Source organism: Flavobacterium gelatinilyticum, from assembly GCF_027111295.1.
Taxonomy (GTDB): Bacteria; Bacteroidota; Bacteroidia; order Flavobacteriales; family Flavobacteriaceae; genus Flavobacterium; species Flavobacterium gelatinilyticum.
This window is the reverse complement of record NZ_CP114287.1, coordinates 2,956,519-2,979,196: the sequence shown is the minus strand read 5'-3', so window position 1 is coordinate 2,979,196 and position 22,678 is coordinate 2,956,519. Positions and strand designations below refer to the sequence as shown.

23 protein-coding genes are annotated in these 22,678 nt (G+C 33.7%); 10 read left to right on the top strand and 13 right to left on the bottom strand.

Annotation, left to right across the window (positions count from 1 at the left end; all coding sequences use genetic code 11):
* Nucleotide 1: 1 nt before the first annotated feature.
* Together OZP11_RS12590 and OZP11_RS12585 are read right to left on the bottom strand one after the other, a co-directional pair.
* Nucleotides 2-775, bottom strand: coding sequence for a hypothetical protein (locus tag OZP11_RS12590; RefSeq protein ID WP_281230913.1), 774 nt, complete (start codon nt 773-775; stop codon nt 2-4).
* A gap of 161 nt (nt 776-936) precedes the next feature.
* A complete protein-coding gene (locus OZP11_RS12585) occupies nt 937-1,899 on the bottom strand; it encodes a hypothetical protein (RefSeq protein ID WP_281230912.1) in 963 nt (320 codons plus the stop codon).
* Nucleotides 1,900-2,001: 102 nt separating this feature from the next.
* Here OZP11_RS12585 and OZP11_RS12580 point away from each other — a divergent pair, with 102 nt between their 5' ends.
* Together OZP11_RS12580 and OZP11_RS12575 are read left to right on the top strand one after the other, a co-directional pair.
* Nucleotides 2,002-2,820 carry an LA_2272 family surface repeat-containing protein gene (locus OZP11_RS12580; RefSeq protein ID WP_281230911.1) on the top strand — a complete coding sequence of 273 codons (819 nt, stop codon included), beginning with the start codon at nt 2,002-2,004 and terminating at the stop codon, nt 2,818-2,820.
* Between the two features lie 12 nt (nt 2,821-2,832).
* Entirely contained in the window at nt 2,833-3,432 is a 600-nt protein-coding gene (locus tag OZP11_RS12575) for a CDP-alcohol phosphatidyltransferase family protein (protein WP_281230910.1), read from the top strand.
* 72 nt (nt 3,433-3,504) lie between these two features.
* Here OZP11_RS12575 and OZP11_RS12570 read toward each other — a convergent pair whose 3' ends face one another.
* From OZP11_RS12570 to OZP11_RS12555, 4 genes are all read right to left on the bottom strand, one after another.
* The gene (locus OZP11_RS12570; protein ID WP_281230909.1) at nt 3,505-5,649 is read right to left on the bottom strand and encodes a polyribonucleotide nucleotidyltransferase; all 2,145 of its coding nucleotides are present in this window, start codon (nt 5,647-5,649) and stop codon (nt 3,505-3,507) included.
* Nucleotides 5,650-5,813: 164 nt separating this feature from the next.
* A complete protein-coding gene (rpsO, locus tag OZP11_RS12565; RefSeq protein WP_281230908.1) occupies nt 5,814-6,080 on the bottom strand; it encodes a 30S ribosomal protein S15 in 267 nt (88 codons plus the stop codon).
* Between the two features lie 304 nt (nt 6,081-6,384).
* On the bottom strand, nt 6,385-7,080 hold the full coding sequence (locus tag OZP11_RS12560) for a toxin-antitoxin system YwqK family antitoxin (RefSeq protein ID WP_281230907.1): 696 nt from the start codon (nt 7,078-7,080) through the stop codon (nt 6,385-6,387).
* Nucleotides 7,081-7,111: 31 nt separating this feature from the next.
* A complete protein-coding gene (locus OZP11_RS12555; RefSeq protein WP_281230906.1) occupies nt 7,112-7,567 on the bottom strand; it encodes a GAF domain-containing protein in 456 nt (151 codons plus the stop codon).
* Nucleotides 7,568-7,638: 71 nt separating this feature from the next.
* On the opposite strand from OZP11_RS12555, the gene xrtF reads away from it, so the two are divergent.
* The 6 genes from xrtF (at nt 7,639) to OZP11_RS12525 (ending at nt 12,388) form a co-directional block, all read left to right on the top strand.
* On the top strand, nt 7,639-8,175 hold the full coding sequence (gene xrtF, locus OZP11_RS12550; RefSeq protein WP_281230905.1) for an exosortase family protein XrtF: 537 nt from the start codon (nt 7,639-7,641) through the stop codon (nt 8,173-8,175).
* The gene (locus OZP11_RS12545; protein ID WP_281230904.1) at nt 8,165-8,611 is read left to right on the top strand and encodes an exosortase F system-associated membrane protein; all 447 of its coding nucleotides are present in this window, start codon (nt 8,165-8,167) and stop codon (nt 8,609-8,611) included. Before xrtF ends, OZP11_RS12545 begins: the two co-directional genes overlap by 11 nt.
* A gap of 47 nt (nt 8,612-8,658) precedes the next feature.
* Nucleotides 8,659-9,057, top strand: a complete 399-nt coding sequence (locus tag OZP11_RS12540) for an HYC_CC_PP family protein (RefSeq protein ID WP_281230903.1) — start codon at nt 8,659-8,661, stop codon at nt 9,055-9,057.
* A 116-nt stretch (nt 9,058-9,173) separates the two neighbouring features.
* The gene (locus OZP11_RS12535; protein ID WP_281230902.1) at nt 9,174-11,183 is read left to right on the top strand and encodes a TonB-dependent receptor plug domain-containing protein; all 2,010 of its coding nucleotides are present in this window, start codon (nt 9,174-9,176) and stop codon (nt 11,181-11,183) included.
* Between the two features lie 46 nt (nt 11,184-11,229).
* Entirely contained in the window at nt 11,230-11,574 is a 345-nt protein-coding gene (locus tag OZP11_RS12530; protein WP_281230901.1) for a heavy-metal-associated domain-containing protein, read from the top strand.
* Between the two features lie 127 nt (nt 11,575-11,701).
* Nucleotides 11,702-12,388: a DedA family protein gene (locus tag OZP11_RS12525; protein ID WP_281230900.1), complete on the top strand. Its 687-nt coding sequence runs from the start codon at nt 11,702-11,704 to the stop codon at nt 12,386-12,388.
* 234 nt (nt 12,389-12,622) lie between these two features.
* Here the strand turns inward: OZP11_RS12525 and rodA are convergent, their stop codons facing one another.
* The 6 genes from rodA to purH all read right to left on the bottom strand — a co-directional run bounded on the left by rodA (nt 12,623) and on the right by purH (nt 19,897).
* Complete coding sequence (rodA, locus tag OZP11_RS12520; RefSeq protein WP_281230899.1) at nt 12,623-13,858, bottom strand: rod shape-determining protein RodA; 1,236 nt, start codon at nt 13,856-13,858, stop codon at nt 12,623-12,625.
* A gap of 15 nt (nt 13,859-13,873) precedes the next feature.
* On the bottom strand, nt 13,874-15,850 hold the full coding sequence (mrdA, locus tag OZP11_RS12515; RefSeq protein ID WP_281230898.1) for a penicillin-binding protein 2: 1,977 nt from the start codon (nt 15,848-15,850) through the stop codon (nt 13,874-13,876).
* A complete protein-coding gene (locus OZP11_RS12510; protein WP_281230897.1) occupies nt 15,847-16,353 on the bottom strand; it encodes a rod shape-determining protein MreD in 507 nt (168 codons plus the stop codon). Before OZP11_RS12510 ends, mrdA begins: the two co-directional genes overlap by 4 nt.
* Complete coding sequence (gene mreC / locus OZP11_RS12505) at nt 16,346-17,176, bottom strand: rod shape-determining protein MreC (RefSeq protein ID WP_281230896.1); 831 nt, start codon at nt 17,174-17,176, stop codon at nt 16,346-16,348. The genes OZP11_RS12510 and mreC overlap by 8 nt, the downstream gene beginning before the upstream one ends.
* Before the next feature lie 108 nt (nt 17,177-17,284).
* Entirely contained in the window at nt 17,285-18,313 is a 1,029-nt protein-coding gene (locus OZP11_RS12500; RefSeq protein ID WP_008466528.1) for a rod shape-determining protein, read from the bottom strand.
* 57 nt (nt 18,314-18,370) lie between these two features.
* Nucleotides 18,371-19,897 carry a bifunctional phosphoribosylaminoimidazolecarboxamide formyltransferase/IMP cyclohydrolase gene (gene purH, locus OZP11_RS12495; RefSeq protein ID WP_281230895.1) on the bottom strand — a complete coding sequence of 509 codons (1,527 nt, stop codon included), beginning with the start codon at nt 19,895-19,897 and terminating at the stop codon, nt 18,371-18,373.
* 164 nt (nt 19,898-20,061) lie between these two features.
* Here purH and OZP11_RS12490 point away from each other — a divergent pair, with 164 nt between their 5' ends.
* Nucleotides 20,062-21,309, top strand: a complete 1,248-nt coding sequence (locus tag OZP11_RS12490) for an ABC transporter permease (RefSeq protein ID WP_281230894.1) — start codon at nt 20,062-20,064, stop codon at nt 21,307-21,309.
* Nucleotides 21,310-21,327: 18 nt separating this feature from the next.
* A complete protein-coding gene (locus OZP11_RS12485; protein ID WP_281230893.1) occupies nt 21,328-22,023 on the top strand; it encodes a hypothetical protein in 696 nt (231 codons plus the stop codon).
* A gap of 64 nt (nt 22,024-22,087) precedes the next feature.
* Here the strand turns inward: OZP11_RS12485 and OZP11_RS12480 are convergent, their stop codons facing one another.
* Nucleotides 22,088-22,480 carry a helix-turn-helix domain-containing protein gene (locus tag OZP11_RS12480; RefSeq protein WP_281230892.1) on the bottom strand — a complete coding sequence of 131 codons (393 nt, stop codon included), beginning with the start codon at nt 22,478-22,480 and terminating at the stop codon, nt 22,088-22,090.
* Nucleotides 22,481-22,678 lie beyond the last annotated feature (198 nt).

Here is a 22,678-nt window from a genome sequence, read left to right as displayed (position 1 = left end):
TTCAGTTTAGTTCATTAGGGAGATAATTGTTGATTTCTTTAATTAGATTTTCAATAAAAACTTTATTATCTGATTTCTCTAATTGAACATTATTACTGTAGTAATTTTTTATGATGCTTTTGTGCTCAGGGAAAATTTTAATGAGATCACTTTTTGAATTTAACTTATAATAAACGTCTTTGTATTTTAAGACAAACTCATTTTTGTCTCTAAACGAATCCGTAGTGGGCTGATTTACACCATCAGAAATTGTTTTGGTGTCAATAACTTTTGTTCTGGTTTTATGGTGTTTGATATACAGTACATTGATTTTAGAAAAAACAATTTCCTGATAATATCCATTCATAAAGGGCGGACATTTAGGATTGTTGTAATTTATATTAATGAATTTTTTGTTGTAAATACTAAAGCCCGCAGTTCTTTCCTTTATTAGACAGATTCCCATATAATCGAATTCGCCTGTAGGTTTAAAAACCAGAATGTCATTGTTTACATCGTATTTAAGATCAAGATTAGAGTAAGTCTGGTTTTCGTAAGTAACATCTCCGGAACTATAATTACCTGATACATAATAACTATGGCTGTTGTCTAACGTTCTGTAGTAATTAACATGACGCGGACCATTATATATAGCAAGATTTTCTTTTCCTAAAGTCTGGTCAAACCAATTGTAAATAGAAATAGTATTATTACTTGTTTGGCTGTAAATTGGGGTAATACTTAAGAATAATCCAAGCAGAAGAAGGATTATATTCTTTTTTTTATAATTTTTCAAAGGATTGTATGGTTAAATGGTTGGTTTTGGTGATTTCAAAAGTATAAAAAAAAGTCTTTAATGTTGTATTAAAATGTTAAAATGCAGCGAAATTGTTACATTTCTTTAAATTGAAAGTTTTTCCCATTATTCGTCATTGGTTAAAGGGTGGGATTAAAAAATCAGAAATGAAGATCTACCTGCGAATTTATTTTTTCAACATAATAATCTATCTTGCGAATTGCACGGTTAAAGAAAAGATTCTGTTCCTTAATTCCAGATTGTCTTAACGGAATGGAATTGATAATCTGCTGTTTAAAAAAATGATGTACGTTTTTACAGCTTTCTTCATTATCCGTTATAAAATATCCTAATAAGGTATAAGGAACAAACATGGTTAATTTTTCATCCGTTTCAATCAGCATGTTGTTGTTGAGTAAGATCAGTTCGTTGTAATAAATTGAGAACTTGTCATCGGGTTCGTTACATTTTGTTTTTATAAGATTAATAATCCTTTTTAAATCAATGCAGAGCGCATTGGCACTTTTTAAATTCAAAAGACCTGCTTCATAAAAATAAAGAATCTGCTGCAGGCTGCTGTTTATAGTAGTATCATTCCAAACTTCGTTTACAAATGTATTTTCGTAAATCTTTTTTAGCTTTTGCATGTATTCAGAAAAAGATTCGTCAATTACAAAATTTTCAAAAGCCACTTTCTTCTGATTCGAATTTAAGAGATTCAGCCAAACAAAGGCTTTGAATTTGGACAAAATAGTTCCGTCCATAAAGTAAAACAACGGAATATCTTTCGCAGAGTAAAACAAGGTTGTTTTCTTGTTTTTTGTTAATGCTTCGATGTTTTCAGATGATGATTTAAAATACTGAAGCATGTCTTTTAAATTCTCAATTTCAATTGTTTTTTCGATAATCACTTTCTCTCTGTTCGAAAATAAATTGTCTAATGAAATATTGAAATGACCCGCCAGTTTTATTGTTTCGCCTATAGAAAATTTACTCTTTCCCGAAATTCTCCGGTGCGAAGCGTCATAACTGATTTCTAAAACTCCTGCGATTTCTTCAATTAAAGAAGCTGACTTAGATGTTTTTTGCCTGATTGCCTTTAAAAATAATTCTTGTGATTTCATAATTTGCGATAATCACAAATTTATGATTTTGTTTTATTTATTTCCACAAAATAAAATGTGATTATTGCAATAAGTTTGTCTCGTAATTTTAAAAAGAATAACATGAAAATTATAAACGTAGTTATGAAAAAAATGGCTTTTGCTTTTATCAGAAAGATGCAGTTTGTCGTGATATTGTTTTTCTGCGGATTCTCTTTTGCGCAGGAAAACGAGTCTAAAGTAACAGATACTTTGGTTCCGTCTAATTCTCCTATAGCTATTGAGGATTTAGATCTTCATTATTTTCGGTGGAAATCAGAAAATAATCACAGAAATGACAGTATTAAGATTTTTAGTTTATCGCCCATATCCAGAAGAGTTAATACAGTAAATGGTTTCGCTCTTGGAGTTGGTCATTATGAGAATAAAAAAATTAAACTTCAAACCATTAACGGTTTAAATGTAGAAGCCAGTCCTTTATCAATAGCCTTGTTTACAATTTCGATTAATGTGCCGTTTGAGTCTTTTTTGGTCGGAATTAATGACAATGTAATAAGTAACGTTGCTTTTTTTGATGATGTTACGAAAACGTATATTAAGATAAATGGACTGAATATTAGTTCAGGAGGTTTTACGGGCGGTGCAGAAATGAGAGGAATGAATGTTTCAATAATTTCCGGGATGAATACAATGAATGGTTTTTCTGTTGGAGGAATATTGCATACCGAAAACTTTGCAGGATTGAGTATTTCCGGTTTTGCCAATATTTCTGAATCAGGAAATGGCATTCAGATAGCTCCGTCGAATGTTTCGAGACGGCATAACGGAATTCAGATAGGATTGTTTAATCATTCTAAAAACCTTCGCGGCGTGCAGTTTGGGATTTGGAATACGAATGGAAAAAGAAAACTGCCTCTTATTAACTGGCAGTTTAAGAAATAAAACTAAAAAAAAATGAAAAATATACCTGTTTTGCTAATAGCTTTTAGGCTTTTACTTGGTCCTGTTTTAATAATTCTAACCTATAATTTTGGAAGCGAAATTCGAAAAGAGCTTGTGGTTTTAATCTTTCTAGGCTTGCTGACTGATATTTTTGATGGCATTATTGCTCGTCGTGAAGGTGTTTCTTCTGAAAAACTCCGAAGAATGGACAGTCAGACAGATTTGGTATTTTGGCTTTGTGTGGCCTGGTGTTCGTGGCTTTTAAACCCGGAAATAATAAAGGACAATGCGGCTGCAATAGTTGTTATTTTTATAATGGAAGGATTAACATATGTTTTCAGCTTTATGAAATTTGGCAAAGAAACCTGTACACATGCCTTTCTTTCTAAATTATGGGGAATAACTTTATTGCTTGCTTTTGTTGGGATGATTGGTTTTGGGTACTCCGGTATTACTTTTTCTTTGGCGGTTGTTTTTGGCATTGTTGGGCATATAGATGTTTTGCTTATTATTTTGATCCTGCCCAAATGGACATTTGATGTTCCCAGTTGTTATCATGCCTATTTGATTCGGAAAAACATTCCGTTCAAAAAGAATAAGCTTTTTAATTAAACTTAAAAACCCCAATTCAAATACATGAATTGGGGTTTTCTATGAATAAACCTTTAGTAAACTAAGATCTGATTACTCTTTTTTGTCCTCACGAGGAGGTCTTGGAACAAGTGCTTTTTTAGACACTTTTTCTTTTTTGGTTTTAGGGTCGATTCCTAAGTATTTAACCTGGAATACGTCTCCCATTTTTACAACATCGGCAACGTTTTCAGTACGTTCCCAAGCCAATTCAGATACGTGAAGCAACACTTCGTTTCCTGGCGCGGCAGTATATTCAACTACAGCTCCAAAATCAAGCATTTTGATCACTTTTACTTCATAAGCTTCTCCAACCTGAGGTTTGAAAGTTAAAGCGTCAATTTTAGCCAGTACTGTTTTAATACCTTCCGGATCAGTTCCTAAGATTTCAACAATTCCCTGCTCGTCTACTTCGTTGATTACAATAGTAGTTCCTGTAGCTTTTTGTAATTCCTGAATTACTTTTCCTCCAGGTCCGATTAATGCTCCAATAAAGTTTCCAGGAATAGTTCTGGTAATGATTTTTGGAGCGTGTGCTTTAACATCTTCTCTTGGAGCTGCAATAGTTTCAGTTAGTTTTCCTAAAATATGCAGACGTCCGTCACGAGCCTGAGCTAAAGCTTGTTCCATAATGTCATAACGTAATCCTTCGATTTTGATATCCATTTGACAAGCTGTAATACCGTCAGCAGTTCCGGTTACTTTAAAGTCCATATCTCCTAAGTGATCTTCATCTCCTAAGATATCAGACAATACAGCAAATTTTTCACCATCAGTAATTAATCCCATAGCAATACCAGAAACTGGTTTTGTCATTTGAACTCCAGCATCCATAAGTGCCATTGTTCCGGCACAAACCGTTGCCATAGAAGAAGAACCGTTAGATTCTAAAACCTCAGAAACAACACGGATTGTGTAAGGACAATCTGCTGGAATCATGTTTTTTAAAGCTCTTTGTGCTAAGTTACCGTGACCAACTTCTCTTCTTGAAGTTCCTCTTAATGGTTTTGCTTCACCTGTAGAGAAAGGAGGGAAGTTATAGTGTAAGTAGAATTTCTCTTCACCTTGCTCAGATGGAGAATCGATTTGGTTTGCTTCTCTAGAAGTTCCTAAAGTTACAGTAGCCAAAGCTTGAGTTTCTCCACGTGTAAATAAAGAAGATCCGTGAACAGATGGTAAATAATCAGTTTCACACCAGATTGGTCTGATTTCTGTAGTTTTTCTACCGTCCAGACGAATTCCTTTTTCAAGGATTACGTTACGAACAGCTTCTTTGTTTGTTTTGTAGAAGTATTTTCCAACTAAACCTGCAAGTTCTGCATTTTCAGCATATTCTTCTTCTGTAAACAAAGCTTTTGCTTCTTCTTTTACAGCAGCAAATTTTTCACCTCTTTCAGCTTTTCCAGAAGCTTCTTGTGCAATTGCGTAGCATTTATCGTAAGCAGCAGCTTTTACTTTAGCGTAAACAGCTTCGTCTTCAACTTCACCTTCGTAAGTTCTGTATTCCTGTGAGCTTAATTTTGCTCTTAGTTTTTGTTGAGCAGTAATTTGAACTTTAATGGCTTCGTGAGCAAATTTAATAGCTTCAACCATTTCAGCTTCTGAGATTTCTTTCATCTCACCTTCAACCATCGCAACAGAATCCATAGAAGCTCCGATCATCATGTCGATATCAGATTTTTCTAATTCTTCTCTGCTTGGGTTGATTACTAATTTTCCGTCGATACGTGCAACACGTACTTCAGAAATTAAGTTATAAAACGGAATATCAGAAACAGCTAATGCTGCAGATGCTGCTAAACCGGCTAATGCATCCGGCATAACATTTTCGTCATGAGACATTAATTGAATCATAACCTGAGTTTCTGCATGGTAATCGTCTGGGAAAAGCGGACGTAATACACGGTCTACTAATCGCATTGTTAATACTTCGCTGTCGCTTGGTCTTGCTTCTCTTTTGAAAAACCCGCCAGGGAAACGTCCTGCTGCAGCAAATTTTTCACGGTAATCTACCGTTAATGGTAAAAAGTCAACACCCGGGTTAGAGGTTCTTGCAGAAACTGCAGTTGCTAAAAGCATACAGTTTCCTAAACGCACAACAACTGAACCATCGGCTTGTTTTGCTAATTTACCAGTTTCGATTGAGATGCTTCTTCCATCTCCTAAATCGATAATTTCTTGTGAAACTTGTGGAATCATAATTTTTCCTTTTTGATTATACAATGGGTTTTAGTTGTGTTGTAGTTGTTGTGTGTGTAGTTGTTGTTATCTAAAACCCAATGAAAAACCAAACTTTTTTTCTTGTAAAATGCTTGTAATGTAAAAACAAAAAGAGGCACTCTCGCACCTCTTTTCTATATTGATTATTTTCTGATATTCAATACTTTGATAATCTCACGATATCTGTTGATATCTTTCTTTTTCAAGTAATCCAACAAAGCTCTTCTTTTACCTACTAATAGTACAAGAGAACGCTCAGTGTTGTAATCGTGACGATTTCTTTTTAAGTGTTCAGTTAAGTGAGCAATTCTGTAAGTGAACAACGCAATTTGACCTTCTGCTTTACCAGTATTTTTTGCATCACCGTGTTGTGCGAAGATTTCTTCTTTTTTTTCTTTACTTAAATACATTCCAATATTTGTTTAATGATTTTTATGTATGTCATACATCTTTTGTAAGACGGGTGCAAAATTAGATTAAAAAAACAGAAAAATCAAAAAAAAATAAGATAATCTAAAAATAACACCTAATAAATTCTTTTTTAGTTGTTTAAGTGATGGTTTCTACTCTGAATCTGCTGTATTGATTCTAACGTAAATCCGGGTATTCAGAGGCTTTTTTTTAAATAAACTTGTCTACTCTGTTTGTTGTCTTTCCGGAAACTAATTTTCAGGGTTTAACTTTTTAGCTGTTTAATTTGTGCTAAAAGATTTTTTACCTGAATTTTTGAGCTTTTTTTCCGGTTTGTTTTTCACTTAAAGACGAATATGAAAATTTCGAATTGTTTTCGTCTACGCTTATTCCTGAAATTAATACTCCCTTGTCATAATTATCAGTAAACGAGGTTTTCTTTGCACTGTCATTTCCCCGCCAGACACCTTGTTTCAGTCCGTCTTTTATGGTTCCTTTTTGTGTTATAAAATTATCTGTTTCTTCATAATCGCCATTTCCATCTGTAATGGCCTGTGTTTTGTCTTCATTCCAGTAATTCAGAATCAGAGTCTTGGATTTTTTGGTTTTAGGATCCCAGATATTCTGTTTCTCCGATTTTTTACTCTGGTTTTCGTACCAGTTAATTTCTTTTCCTGATTTATGATCTTCGGAGTAATTTACAACACTTTCTTTTGATCCGTTTTTGTAATAAAAAATAAACTCTCCGTCTTTCTTCATAACATCTCTGTCTAAAGTAGCACCGGTCATTTTTTTTCTTCCGTTTTTATAAAAATCGGTTACTACATAACGCACGCTTTTTTGCGAGTAATTGGTTATTACTCTTGTATAAGTGTACTTTTCAGGCGTTGTTTCATTATTTAACGAGTCAAGAAAAATCTTTTTCGAGACCATGTTAATTTGTGCGGATAGATGTGCTGAAATTAGAAACAGGGATATTATAAATATGCTTTTTTTCATTCAGATCTATTTTTTATTAAAAATAGCGTTTCTAGAATAATTTAGCAACTTCCTGGTTTACAAATTCAAGGAATCTTTCATCAGCTTCAGTAAAAGGATCAATAACATGGCTGTCAATATCGATTTGCCCGATGTTTACACCATTTACAAATAAGGGCACCACAATTTCAGATTTAACAGTCAGACTGCATGCAATATAATTATCCTGAGCTTTCACATCCGGCACTACAAAATTAGCATTGCTCTCTGCTACCTGACCGCAGATTCCTTTTCCAAAAGGAATAACAGTATGGTCTGTTTCAGCACCAACATAAGGGCCTAAATGAAGTGTTTTGTTTTCGTGATTAGCAAAGTAAAAACCTACCCAGTTGTAATATTCTACATTTTCGTTTAATAATTGGCAGACAGCTAATAGTTTTTCATCTTTAACAAGTTTAGTGTCAGAAACTATAGCGCTTATTTTTGGTTGTAATTCTTGAAATGTCATGATTTGAAAATTTTATACAAAAGTATTTAAAGCTAAACTCAAAAAATACATAAATTTGAAAAAAAAATCTGTTGAAAAAATATTTCATTCAATTCAGACCTTTTCTGGTTTTTATAGGAACTTTTTTTGGTGCTTATATTTTGCTTACAGTGCTGTATAAGTTCTATTTAGATAGCTTTACGGGAGTTGAAGCCGATGGTATTACAAGTATAGTTTCTCATAATGTAGAGCAGTTGTCCAATGTTTTTAACTATGATATTAAAGTCGAAAAAAATTTTGGCAGTCCGTGGTATGATGTTCTGTTTAATGGTAATTATATTGTTCGTATCGTGGAAGGATGCAATGCCGTAAGCGTTATAATTTTGTTTATTTCTTTTGTGCTTGCATTTTCAGGAAAATTAAAAACTACCCTGCTTTTTATTTTATTCGGAATAGTTTTTATTTACATTTTAAATGTATTCAGAATAGCTGTTTTGACCGTTCTGTTATATTATTTTCCACAAAACAATCATTTACTGCATGGTGTTCTGTTTCCGCTGATTATCTACGGATCGGTGTTTTTTTTATGGGTTATATGGGTAAATAAATTTTCTAAATATGCTAAATAGTTTCAAACAGCAAAAAAACAAAATTCTAATTACCATTGGAGTTGTTTTTTGTTTTGCATTGATAAGAGCCTTTGAAAATGCATTGTTTTACGATCCTTTTTTATATTATTTTGAAGGCGATTTTGCCAAAAAGCCATTGCCGGAAATTAATTCTTTTAAATTGTTTTTAAACTTGTTGTTTCGATATGCTTTAAACACAATACTTTCTCTTATTTTGCTCTACGGCCTTTTTAGAGATATGGGGATTTTCAATTTCAGTGCCTTTTTATATGGCTTTTTTTTGATAGTGCTTTTCGGAATGTTTTTTACAATTGTAAAATATTTTCCGGATAACAGCTGGCTTTTGTTTTATGTCCGAAGATTTATAATTCAGCCCATATTTGTAATTTTATTTATTCCTGCATTTTATTATCAGCTTCAAAATTTAGAAAAATAACATTTCATTTATAATTTTATCCCGGTCTTTTTGCCTACTTTTGCAAAATGAATATAAAGAAATGCACTGTTTTGTTTTTAGCTTTCCTGCTGTTGGTTTCCAACGTAGGCTTTGCTTTTGATGTGCATTATTGCGGCGGAAAAATCGCTTCTATTTCTTTAAATACAGATGTTTCTGTAACACCTAAGAAGAAATGCTGCGCAGAAAAAGAAGAAAAATCATCTTGCTGCAAAGACAAACTGGTTCACATTGAAAAAAAATCAGATGATGCAACCATTAAAATCTTCTTTTTTCAATTAGCATTTCCGGCTGTAATTCAGGAATACAAACCCATTACATTTTTATCTGTTCCGAATTTTAAAAGCAGTCAGATCATTTCGTATTATTCTGATGCGAATGCGCCCCCCTTATTCAAATTATACAGCCAGTATATTTTTTATTCCTGATTTTAATATTTTAGAATCAAGCTATTCTCTTATGGCTTGATATATCATGTTCGATTGTTTCTCATTATGCCGGGAAACAACAAACAAAATAATCTAAAAATATTAAAGTCTTTTTTATGCAAAAAAATATCATGCTTTTTGTGGTGTTTTTACTTTCTGTTCCTATGTTTTCACAAGAAAATCTGGAGGAAGTAAAAATCACAAAAAAGCAAAAAGGAATTAAAAAATCGTATACGCTTACTTCAAATACATCATTAATAACAAGTAAAGAGCTTTTAAAAGCCGCCTGTTGTAATCTGGCAGAAAGTTTTGAAACCAATCCGTCTATTGATGTCAATTTTTCGGACGCTTTAACCGGAACCAAGCAGATAAAAATGCTGGGACTGACAAGTCCGTATTTAATGATTACCGAGGAAAATATTCCTTCTGTTCGCGGTGCTTCACAAGCGTATGGTTTATCTTTTACACCCGGTACCTGGATCGAAAGCGTTCAAATCACCAAAGGAGCGGGGAGTGTTATTAACGGTTACGAAAGTATTTCAGGCCAGATTAATACCGAGCTTTTAAAACCGCTTAACGACATTCCGTTTTTTCTGAATGCCTACGGTTCTACCGATTCAAGATTTGAATTGAATACCCATTTCAATAAAAAACTGTCTGATAAATGGGCGACAAGTTTGTTTGTTCATGGAAATGCCCGTGTTGCAAAAAACGATATGAACAACGACGGATTTTTGGATAATCCCTTAGGGAAACAAATAAATGTTCTAAACCGATATCAATATTATGATGCCGAAACAGGTTTGGTTAGTTTTATCAATTTTAGATATATGAATGATAAAAAACAGACCGGAGAACTTGATTTTGATAAAGACCGCGATCGCGGTACAACCAATTACTGGGGATCTGAAATAAATACAGAACGTTTTGATGTTTCTACAAAAATAGGATATGTTTTTCCGGATATGCCTTATCAGAGTATTGGTTTTCAAAACTCATTTAACAGCCACAAACAAGATTCTTATTTTGGTTTAAACCTTTACGATATCAAGCAGAATAGTTTTTATTCGAATTTAATTTTCAATTCGATTATCAACAATACTATGCACAAATTCATAACAGGTTTAAATTTTTCATACGATCAGTATCAGGAATTTGTGAATGTTGTCGATTACAGCCGAATCGATAATTCAGTAGGGGCATTCTTTGAATATACTTACGACAATACAGATAATTTCAGTTTGATTTTAGGCGGAAGAGTAGACAACAGCAACCGATTAGGATTTTTCGTGACGCCTCGTCTGCACATGCGATATAATCCGTGGAAAGATGGTGTAATTCGTTTTTCTGCCGGAAGAGGAAAACGTTCAGCTAATATTTTTGCAGAAAACCAACAGTTATTTGCGAGTTCCAGAACTTTTTCAATTTTGGATAACAGCGGAAAAGTGTATGGTCTGAATCCGGAAATTGCATGGAATTACGGAATCAGTTTTTCTCAAAAATTCAAAATATTCAACAAAAATGCCGAAGCCGGTTTTGACTTGTACAGAACCGATTTTCAAAATCAGGCCATTGTCGATATTATGCAGAGTCCGCAGGATGTTATGTTTTACAATTTAAAAGGAAATTCTTTTGCCAATAGTCTTCAGGTTGAGTTTAATTATGAACTTATCCATAATCTGAATTTAAGAACCGCGTACAAATATTACGATATCCAAACCGATTATCTGAGAGGAACATTCCAGCGTCCGCTTCAGGCAAAACATCGTTTTCTTGGAAATTTGGAATACGAAACGAACGTAACCGACAAAAACAGACAATGGAAATTTGATTATACATTTAACTGGTCAGGTAAACAACAGCTTCCGTATACAGCTTCAAATCCTGCAGAAGATCAGTTTCCTGATTTTTCACCTTCTTATGTGGTAATGAATGCACAGGTTACAAGGGTTTTTTCTCCTGTTTTTGAAGTATATATAGGAGGAGAAAATATTGGAAATTACAAGCAGGAAAAAGCAATTTTAGGAGCTAATGATCCATTCGGTCCAAATTTTGATGCTTCTGTTGCTTATGCTCCAATTTTTGGGCATATGTACTATGCCGGATTACGATTCAAAATCAAATAAACAATAACAATAACAATATTAATTTATTACACTAAATATTATACAAATGAGAAATTTAATTTTAATTGCAGTACTAAGTATCTTAGGATTTTCAGCTCAGGCTCAAACTAAAAAAAATAAGAATTTAAAATATACAACAGAGGTAAACGGAAACTGTGAGCAGTGCAAAAAACGAATCGAAAAAGCGGCTTTTAGTGTTCCGGGAGTAAAAACGGCTTCGTGGGACGTTAGCTCTCATCAGCTGAATGTTATTTTAAATGAAGAAAAAGCGTCTCCAAAAGATCTGAATAATGCTATTGCAAAGGCAGGACATGATACAAAAGATGTCAAGGCGGCAGATGCAGACTATAATAATTTACATTATTGCTGCAAATACGAAAGAGAACAATAATCTTAGAAGCTCAAGTTGATACTTGGGCTTTTTTAATAGTTAATTTATCTTTAAAATATGGCTTTTAATTGTTGTTAAGGCAAATTATTGTTAATTTCACCAACTTATAATATAACCAAATCTTTGTATGAATAATTTTGATTGGACCCAGTTAATAAACCCTGAATTTTATATAACGTTAAAGATCGCAGGAGTTGAGATTGGGTTGTTTATTGTTCTGTTTATCGTTTTTGCCGAAACAGGACTTTTTGCAGGTTTTTTTCTGCCGGGAGACAGTTTACTTTTCTTAGCAGGTATTTACAGCCGCGATTTAATTCAAAATGTTGTTTATATTCCCGGAGACTTTTTAAATGTGTTTTTGCTTTCGACTGCTGTTGCAATAATGGGGGTTTTAGGTAATATGACCGGTTACTGGTTCGGAGCAAAAAGCGGTTATTATTTATTTAAAAAAGAAGATTCGTTCTGGTTTAAGAAAAAATACCTTTTACAATCTAAAGATTTCTTCGAGAAGTATGGCGGAAAAGCAATTATTTACGCTCGTTTTCTTCCAATTTTCAGAACGTTCGCGCCAATTATAGCAGGAATCGTTTCTATGGATAAAAAGAAATTCATGTTCTATAATATTCTGAGTTCATTTTTATGGTCATTCATTTTGATCTTTGCCGGACATTACCTGTACGGAATCTTTTTGAAACAAGGGATCGATTTGAAGCATCATATAGAATACATCATCATTATAATCGTGATTATATCGACATTCCCGGTTCTGCTAAAACTTTTAAAAAAGAAACCAACCGAGAATTTAAACGAATAAAAAAAGCATTTAAATAAAAAGTCCGAAGTTTTCACTTCGGACTTTTTTTATGCGAGTAATTCGATTTATAAAATAATAGAGTAGTTAAATTATTAGTGTTAGTATGTTCTAAACTTTCATTTAGTTTATAAATACTGAAACCTGAAACGAGTCATTTTAAACTTGAAATAAAGTTCCTAAGTCTTCCTTGGAATTTGGAATTTTAACTTATTGAATTGAATAGTCTCAAAGGGTTTACCATTCATTAACCTTATTGGCATCCATTTTTAGAAAAATAAACAACAATATCGTGAATCCCCAGAGTCCGGAACCTCCATAAGAAAAGAAGGGCAGAGGAACTCCAATTGTAGGGAATATACCAATAACCATGGCAATATTTACAAAGAAATGTATAAACAGAATTCCAGCAACGCAATAGCCATAAACCCTGCTGAATTTTGTTTTTTGTCTTTCAGCCAAATAGATTACCCTTAAAAATAAACCGGTAAAAAGCAGAATAACGACCAAAGAACCAGTAAATCCCCATTCTTCACCTACGGTTGTAAAAATGTAATCAGTATGTTGTTCCGGTACGAAACCTCCCTTGGTTTGTGTTCCTTCAAGAAAGCCTTTTCCAAGCCATCCTCCGGATCCAATTGCAATTTCAGATTGGTTCGTGTTATAACCAATACCTTTCATATCAACAGTTTTTCCTAGAAGAATGTTGAAACGGTCTCTGTGGTGCTGTTTGAAAATATTATCGAATACATAATCTACAGAAAGAACAAAACCGGAAATAATAGCCAATAAAATAGCACTTAAAATAATGTTTCGATCAACGGCCCTTCCTTTGAAATGAATAATCATTAATACTCCAAATGCGATTAAAATAACAGCATACGGTTCTAAAACGAGTGTCAGGACAAACAATAAAATGGTAATAAAACCAGTCCAAACGTACCATGATGGTAATCCTTCTCTAAACAAAACCAGAATGAATACACTGTAAATTAAAGCACTTCCTGGATCCGGTTGTGGTAAAATAAGCATTACGGGCAAAAATACAATGGCCAAAGCCTGCAGCTGCCTGTTTGTTTCCTTTAGGTTTATTTGTGTATCGCTTAGGTACTTAGCCAGTGCCAGAGAGGTTGCGGCTTTAGCAAACTCTGAAGGTTGCAATGTAAAACTTCCAATAGCATACCAGCATCGCTGACCTGCAATAGTTTTTCCAAATAAGAACAAACCGGCCAGAGATAGTAATGCAACGCCAAAAATTATACTGGCATATTTTTCGTAAAATTTTCCATCAACAAACAGTACAACAAAAATTAGAGGAATGGTACATCCAATGAAAATCAGCTGTTTTTGATAAGTTCCATCAGTTGATAATAAGGAAGAAGAATAAATATTCAACCATCCTAATGTTACCAGCGCAATGTAGATAAAGACACTTATCCAGTCAATATTATTTTTTACACTTTGATTTTTCATTTGAAATAATCTTTCTTAATTTTTTTTAGTAGTGTCTACTGCTGTTTTTTGAACTTCGGTTTTTGGTGTCGCTGTGGCAGCCGGAGCTTTTGGTTTTACGATTTTAGCTTGTAATATCGAATCTTTTGGTACAGATTCAATTTTACTCGCCTCATTCATACCGCCTAATTTGGCATATTCGCCAGCCAGACTTTTATTTAAAACTCTTGTTTCAAGATCGGTTCTTGTGATTTTTTTTCTTAAATATTTTTCTATCATCAAACTTGCAATAGGTCCGGCAACTGTTGCTCCAAAGCCTCCATTTTCAATCATGATCGCAATGGCAATCTTAGGATCGTCTTTTGGTGCAAAAGCCACAAATATAGAGTGGTCTTTAAGCTGTGTTCTTTTTCCGTTAATTTTAGCAAAGTTTTCGGCTGTACCTGTTTTTCCGCAAATATCAATTCCGTTTACTTTAAGAGCATAAGCAGTTCCTTTGTTGTAAACATCAAATAAACCGCTGATTACCGGCGGAAAATATTTCTGATCAATTGATGTGGTGTGTTTAGTCGTAAACTTAGCATCAATCTTTTTACCTTCAATTTTTTTAATGATATGAGGCGTATAATAATACCCTTGGTTTGCCACAGTTGCCATCATATTAGCAAGCTGTATTGGCGTCATTAAAACCTCTCCCTGTCCAATTGCGTTAGACACAATAGTTGTGCTTCTCCATCCGCCGTTAGGATAAATTCTTTTGTAGGTTTTGGATGTTGGGATATTACCTCTTTTTCCTGTTGGTAAATCGGATCCCATAAACTGTCCAAGTCCAAAGCTTTTTAAGTGATCGCTCCATACATCTACTGCTTTGCCTGGATTTGCGTATTTGTTAATAGTTAACATATAAGCCTGTGCAAAATAGGTGTTACACGAATTGTAAATTCCATTATGAAGCTGATGAGGTCCAAAACCGTGACATTTCATAAAACGGCCGCGTCCATAACTGAATCCATGGTGACACATAAAGGTGGTTTGTTCATTAACAACACCTTCCTGTAAAGCTATTAATCCGGTTAATATTTTAAATGGAGATCCCGGAGGATACTCGGCTAAAAGTCCTCGGTCGTATAATGGTTTTGCGATAGAATCATGATACAAAAGGGTATAGTTTTTAGATCTCTGTCTTCCAACTAAAATCCCCGGATCATAAGACGGAGCGGTTACTAAGGCTAAAATTTCTCCCGATTTAGGTTCAATAGCTACAATTCCGCCTCGTTTATTAATCATTAATTCCTCGCCGTATTTTTGAAGTTCGGCATCAATGGTTAAGTTAATGTCTTCTCCTGCAACGGCAATAGTATCGTATTTTCCTTCTTTGTAAGCACCAATCTCACGATTGTATTTGTCTTTCTGAATGTATTTTACACCTTTTATACCGCGTAAAATTTCTTCGTAACTTTGTTCTACACCTTGTTTTCCAATTAAGTCACCACTGTTGTAATATGGGTTTTTAGCAATTTGGTTTTCGTTTACCTGAGTGATAAATCCAAAAATATTGGCACCGTAATCTACTTCATAATCACGAAGAGAACGTTTTTGAAAATAGAAGCCTTCGTATTTTCTTATTTTTTCCTGAAAAGCAGCAAACTCATTTTTATTTAACTGAGATAAGAAAACAGACGGAAGTCTCGGGCTGTAAACTCGTGCTTTTTCAATTCTTTTATAATAATCTTCGGGTGTAATGTTTAGGAGTGCACAAAATTCAGTAATATTCAGATCTTTTTTAATATCTTTTGGAATAACCATGATATCATAAGAAGCCTGATTTGCAACTAATAATTTGCCATTTCTGTCGTAGATATAACCACGTTCGGGATAATCGTAGACTTTTTTTATCGCATTATTTTCTGATTTCAATTTAAATGAATCGTCAATTATCTGCAGATAAAATATCCGAATCACTAGCAAAGATGCTGCAATAATTATTAAAGAGGGCAGCAAGACTTTTCTCATCGTTTATTGGGCTTAATAAGATAAATTATTATAATTGAAGTGATTATTGTAAAAATGGTGCTGAACAGTGTTCGTAACAAAACGTCTATTATGAACTTAAACTGAAAAGCTTCTAATGTGAACAGTACAATATGATGTAATAGAACCGAAACTAATATAAACGAAAATCGTTCCGGTGTTAAAGATTCGTTTAGTTTAATAGTCTGGTATTCGTAACTCAGACCAAATGAAAATTTGAATATATAAGGCCTGTAATAAGAGAGTATAACGCAGGCCGTAGCATGAATCCCGCCCGAATTACAAAACATATCCATTACTAATCCTAAGAGAAAACTTGAGATAATTAAACCGGATCTGTTACTGTTTACCGGATATAAAATAATATACAAGATGTACGGAAAGGGACTTATGTACCCTAAAAAATTCATATTGTTAAAAATAACAACCTGAATTCCCAGCAGCATAATAAATCGAAAAATATTTACCAAAACAGCACTACTCATCTTTTTGCTTGCTTTTGTTTTCTAAATTAATAAGTTCGTCTCTGTCTTTACTCTTGATGATATATACGTGTCCTAAGTTGGTCATATCATTAAAAAGTTTAACATTTATGACATAATAACTTGTACCCGTTTTAATGTATATTTTGTCAACTGTACCAATGTTTATTCCTTCCGGGAAAATTACAGATTGTCCTCCGGTAACAATAGTATCGCCTTTTCTGATAGAAGCCAGCCTTGGTACATCTTCAAGCTGTACAAATCCTGTGTTTTTTCCGTTCCAGGTCAAAGAACCAAAGTGATTTGATTTCTTGATTTTGGCGTTAATCTGCGACTTCATATTCAGGATACTCACAACGGTTGAGTAATTTGGCGAAGTGTTATCAACAACTCCAACAATACCTAAACTATTGATAACCCCCATATCCTGCTTTACTCCTTCGTTTCTTCCGGAATTTAAAGTGATATAGTTTTCGTGTGTATTATATGCGTTATGTATTACCTTAGAAACGATAATATCTGCAGGCTTAACTCCTTTGATGCTGTCTGGAAACGGTGCTTTGGTAGTGTCTTCTTTATTGAATAAAAGACTTTTCAGCCTTGCATTTTCTAATACAAGTTCATCGTTTTCGGCTCTTAAATTCAAATATTCGTTTACACGATTAATTCTTTCATAAACACCTCCGCTCAAAAAATTGGCCGAACTGATTATTCTGCTTCTATGATAGGAATGCGACTGAATTGTGAGCGCCAACGAAATACCTAAAAGCAGCAAAAACAGCAATCGAATACTGTTTCTTATAATGAAATTAAAAATTTGCTGCATTTCTTGTTTGGTTATTTTGTTTCAGGATATGCTTTAAGGTTTCAGGTTTACAAGGGGCAGCTATTAAAAACGGACCCTTATAAAGGTAAATAATTGTTATTTTGAATCTTATTTGATTAAGATGCTTTTAAATTTTGCAATATTTTTAAGTGCCATTCCTGTACCGCGAACTACTGCTCTTAACGGATCTTCGGCGATATAAACCGGTAAATCTGTTTTTTGGGAAATACGCTTGTCAAGACCTCTTAACATAGATCCTCCACCGGCTAAGTAAATACCAGTGTTATAAATATCGGCAGCTAATTCAGGAGGAGTCTGAGATAATGTTTCCATTACAGCATCCTCAATACGTTGAATAGACTTATCTAATGCTTTTGCAATCTCACGGTAAGAAACATCAACTTGTTTTGGTTTACCGGTAAGTAAGTCTCTACCCTGAACCGACATATCTTCCGGAGGTCCGTCTAAATCTTCGATAGCGGCTCCAATTTGAATTTTTATTTTTTCTGCAGTACTTTCCCCAACAAAAAGGTTGTGTTGTGTACGCATGTAATACACGATGTCATTTGTAAAAACGTCACCCGCAATCTTAACAGATTTGTCGCAGACAATTCCGCCCAGCGCGATAACGGCAATCTCGGTTGTACCACCACCAATATCTACAATCATGTTACCTTTTGGCTGCATAATGTCGATACCAATACCAATTGCGGCAGCCATTGGCTCATGAATCAAATAAACTTCTTTTCCGTTTACTCGCTCACAAGATTCTTTTACCGCTCTCATCTCCACCTCAGTAATTCCCGAAGGAATACATACAACCATGCGTAAAGCCGGTGTAAACATTCTTTTTTTCAATGCAGGAATGCTTTTAATGAACATATTGATCATTTTTTCCGAAGCATCAAAATCAGCAATTACACCATCTTTCAAAGGCCTTATGGTCTTGATGTTTTCATGTGTTTTACCTTGCATCATGTTGGCTTCTTTACCAACAGCAATGATTTTGCCTGATACTCTATCACGTGCAACGATAGACGGGCTATCAATGACAACCTTATCATTATGAATGATTAAAGTGTTTGCGGTTCCAAGGTCTATCGCAATATCCTCGGTCATGAAATCAAAAAATCCCATAAGTTTTTTAGGGGTTTAAAATGTTATAAAATTATTTATCGAACAAAGTTAAACAAATTAATGTTTAAAATGACGTGTTCCTGTAAATACCATTGCAAGATTATTTTCGTTGCAATAGTTTATGCTTAATTCGTCTTTAATTGAACCTCCAGGCTGAATTACAGCTGTTATTCCTGCTTTTTTAGCCAGTTCTACACAATCTGGAAATGGGAAAAATGCATCACTTGCCATCGAAGCTCCGTTTAAATCAAATCCAAAAGCTTTTGCTTTGTCAACAGCCTGAATCAAGGCGTCAACTCTTGAAGTCTGACCCGTACCGGATGAAATCAATGTTCCGTTCTTTGCAAATACAATAGTGTTTGATTTTGTATTCTTGCAGATTTTAGAAGCAAAGATCAAATCTTCGATCTCCTGAGCAGTAGGTTCTGTAATTGTAACGGTTTTTAAATGCTCTTTATTATCCGTAATATTATTTCTGTCCTGAATTAACAAACCATTAAGACAAGTTCTTACTTGACGAGATGGTAATTCAACTTCATTTTGGACTAAAATAATACGGTTTTTCTTTTCTTGTAAAACGGTAACTGCCTCATCATCATATGCTGGAGCAATTACAACTTCGCAGAATAATTTATTTATTTCTTGTGCTGTTTCTAAATCAATTTTTGTGTTTGAAATTAAAACACCTCCAAAAGCTGATGTAGGATCGCAGGCCAAAGCTGCTAAATAAGCCTCACTGATTGTTTTTCTTGAAGCTAAACCGCAGGCATTGTTATGTTTCAAAATAGCAAATGTTGGTCCGTCTGTTTTAAATTCAGCAATTAAATTTACAGCTGCATCAACATCTAGTAAATTGTTGTAAGATAACTCTTTTCCGTGAAGTTTTTTGAACATAGCGTCAAAATCTCCAAAGAAAAATCCTTTTTGGTGCGGGTTTTCTCCGTATCTTAAAACCTGCCCGTCGGCAATACTTTCTTTGTAAATTGTTTCATCTGTATTGAAGTAGTTAAAGATAGCTCCGTCATAATGAGATGAAACGTGGAAAGCTTTTGAAGCAAACAATCTTCTGTTTTCAAGAGTTGTAGCTCCGTCTTGTTCTGTAATTAAATCCAAAAGCAGACTGTATTCGTTTACCGAAGCCACAATTACAGTGTCTTTGAAGTTTTTGGCACCGGCACGGATTAATGAAATACCGCCAATGTCAATTTTTTCGATAATATCCTGCTCACTTGCACCAGAAGCAACCGTTTTTTCAAAAGGATACAAATCCACAATTACTAAATCAATCTGAGGAATGTCAAATTCTTTCATTTGCTGCACATCACTCTCATTATCCTGACGGTTCAAAATTCCTCCAAAAATTTTTGGGTGTAAAGTTTTTACTCTTCCTCCAAAAATTTCAGGGAATGAAGTAATGTCTTCAACTGGAACTACCGGAATTCCAAGGTTTTTAATGAAATCTTCAGTTCCTCCGGTTGAGTAAAGTGTTACGTTTTGCTCGTGTAATTTTCTAACGATTGGCTCTAATCCATCTTTCGAAAAAACAGATATTAACGCTGATTGTATTTTTTTAGTTGTGTTCATTGTGTAGTTATGATTTTCAGACTGCAAAAGTAGTTTTTTTATATATTATTTTAAAAGATTTAGTGTAACAATCTGTTAAAAAAATCTACTGATGAGTAAGTTAACTTTTATTAGGTTTTTGTTTTTAAAATATTGAATTTTACTTGTTTGAAAAATATTACTATATGCTTCTTTATCTACGATTATTAAAAGAAAGTCTGGGCTTTGCCATAAACGCGCTGCGCAATAATAAATTGAGAACTTTATTGTCGCTTTTGGGTGTTACAATTGGTATTTTTTCGATTATAGCAGTTCTGGCAGCCGTTGATTCTTTAGATAAAAAAATCTCTAAAGATTTGAGCAGCTTAGATAAAAATACGATTTATTTAATGAAGTTTAACTTTGGACCTTCAGAAATTCCGCAATGGAAGAGAGAGCAGTTTCCAAATGTAAAATATGATGAATACGTAGGATTGAAAAATTCCCTGACTAATACGGATCAGGTAGGGTATCAGCTTTTTGTGAACAAGGAAACCTTAAAATATGATTCGAAAACAGTAGCTGATGTAAATATTGTGCCTTCATCTTTTGAAATGGTCGATATTGACGGATTGAGTTTTGACAAAGGCCGATTTTATAACGAATCTGAATCGAATTCCGGAACGGCAGTTATTGTTTTAGGATATGATATTGCTGATGGTCTTTTTGGCGGAAGTGATCCAATTGGAAAAAACATTCGTTTATACGGGCAGCGTTTTACTGTAATTGGTGTAATGGCCAAACAAGGTGCAGGATTTTTTGGAGACAGCAATGATACTTCGGTGTATCTTCCGGCTAACTTTTTACGCCGAATGTATGGTGATAGTGATGCGATGACGCCGGTTATTGTTTTAAAACCAACGAAAGGTGTAGATATGGATGCTTATAAAGCCGAGGTAGCACAAAAGTTAAGAGCTGTTCGCGGTATGAAAGCAGGGGAGATGGATAACTTTTTTATTAATGTCCTTTCTGGTTTTACAGATTTTATAGACGGAATTATTAGTCAGATGAATGTTGTGGGCTGGATTATAAGTGGTTTTTCTCTTTTGGTTGGTGGCTTCGGAATTGCCAATATTATGTTTGTATCGGTAAAAGAGAGAACGAATTTGATTGGAATTCAGAAATCATTGGGAGCAAAAAATAAGTTTATCTTATTTCAGTTTTTGTTTGAAGCTGTAATTCTTTCAGTAATTGGAGGTATTATTGGTTTGTTGATGGTTTGGGGAATTGCCTTAATATTAACAAAAGCCCTGGATTTTGAATTTGTCCTTAGTCTTGGGAATATAATTTTAGGAACGAGTTTAGCGGCGCTTATTGGATTAATTTCGGGAATTCTTCCTGCGGTTTCAGCTGCGAATTTAGATCCGGTTGAGGCGATTAGAACGGGGATGTGATTTAAAGGCATTTAGAATATGAGTGGTATAATTGAATTTTATAAAATAGATAAATCAAAAATTGAAAAGAATTTTTTACCATTAATGTCAAGCGAGAAAATCTTAGAGACTCTAAGGGAAATTGTTTTTGCACATAACTTGCATACGGAATATGATAAGGTTCTTTATGAAGACATTTTAATAAAGATAAAGTCCGATTTTTTTAAAATAAACCACACTGAATTTCAATTGATTTTAGATTGGATTACTAGTTGTTTTAGTGAAGAATTTGAATCAAGTCTTGATTTTTTGGGTAATCTGGGTTTAGTGGAAATTGGTTATTTGCATAGCAGGGAAGAATCAGCTATATTTTATGCTTTTGGAGCATATGGGTTAAATGATTTTAATGGTTCAAGTTCAAGTGACTTTAAGATTGTTTTGGATTTTCTTATTCTTACACTTTCAAAAATTATATTAAAAGAAAAAGAAATAGATACAGATTATAAAGATGAAGTAGAAGCGATAGTATCATTTTTGTCCAAAAAAGAAGATTTAAATTTAAAAACTAATGAGTTTTTGGATAATATTTCAAGCGAGAATGATTTTGAAAACCTATACATTAATGAAAAACAATATATGTTTGAGTGTTGTGAGGGATTATTATCTAAAATGAAATTTTTTAAAGAAAATATTATAGATTACAATGGTGTTGTTTACAGACGAGATTTGTTTTAATGCAAGAAATCCCAAGAAGTATTTTCTTGAGATTTCTCTATAATTTAAATATCATTGAAAAATATTATTTTTCCTTTAATAGCTTTTCTAAATATTCGACCTTTTCTTTTTCTGTCTGAAGCATACGCTCGTAAAGTTCAACCACTTTGTCCAATGGATTGAAGGTGCAATTGACAGGATTATTTATTCCATTAGCAACACTATTGTCATAAAATGTATTGAAATAATTAATCATATTTTCCTCAGTAAAGTTTTTTATTGCCTCGGCACTTACTCCAAGTGCTTTAGCTACTTGGGAAAGTTTTTCGTCATCTATGGTTTCACTATTTTCCAAAATAGAAATTGCCTGTTGGTTTGTTCCTAAAGCCTGAGCCAAAGCTTCTTGCTTCATATCTCTAAGTTCGCGAATACGGCTTATTTTTCTTCCTATGTGATTTGATTTTGTTGCTGTGCTCATAGTTCAAAGATATTTAGATTACTTTAGAAAAAATAGATTTCTGTAAAAAACAGGTTAATTTTAGTATGATACATTTTTGCAAATTCTTTTGTGGCAGAATGAGCATCATTTATGTAGAACAAAAATACAATTTTTCAGACAAGTATTAATTTTACTTATAAAACTTATATGGTTTAAAATAAAAAAAATCCCAAGAAG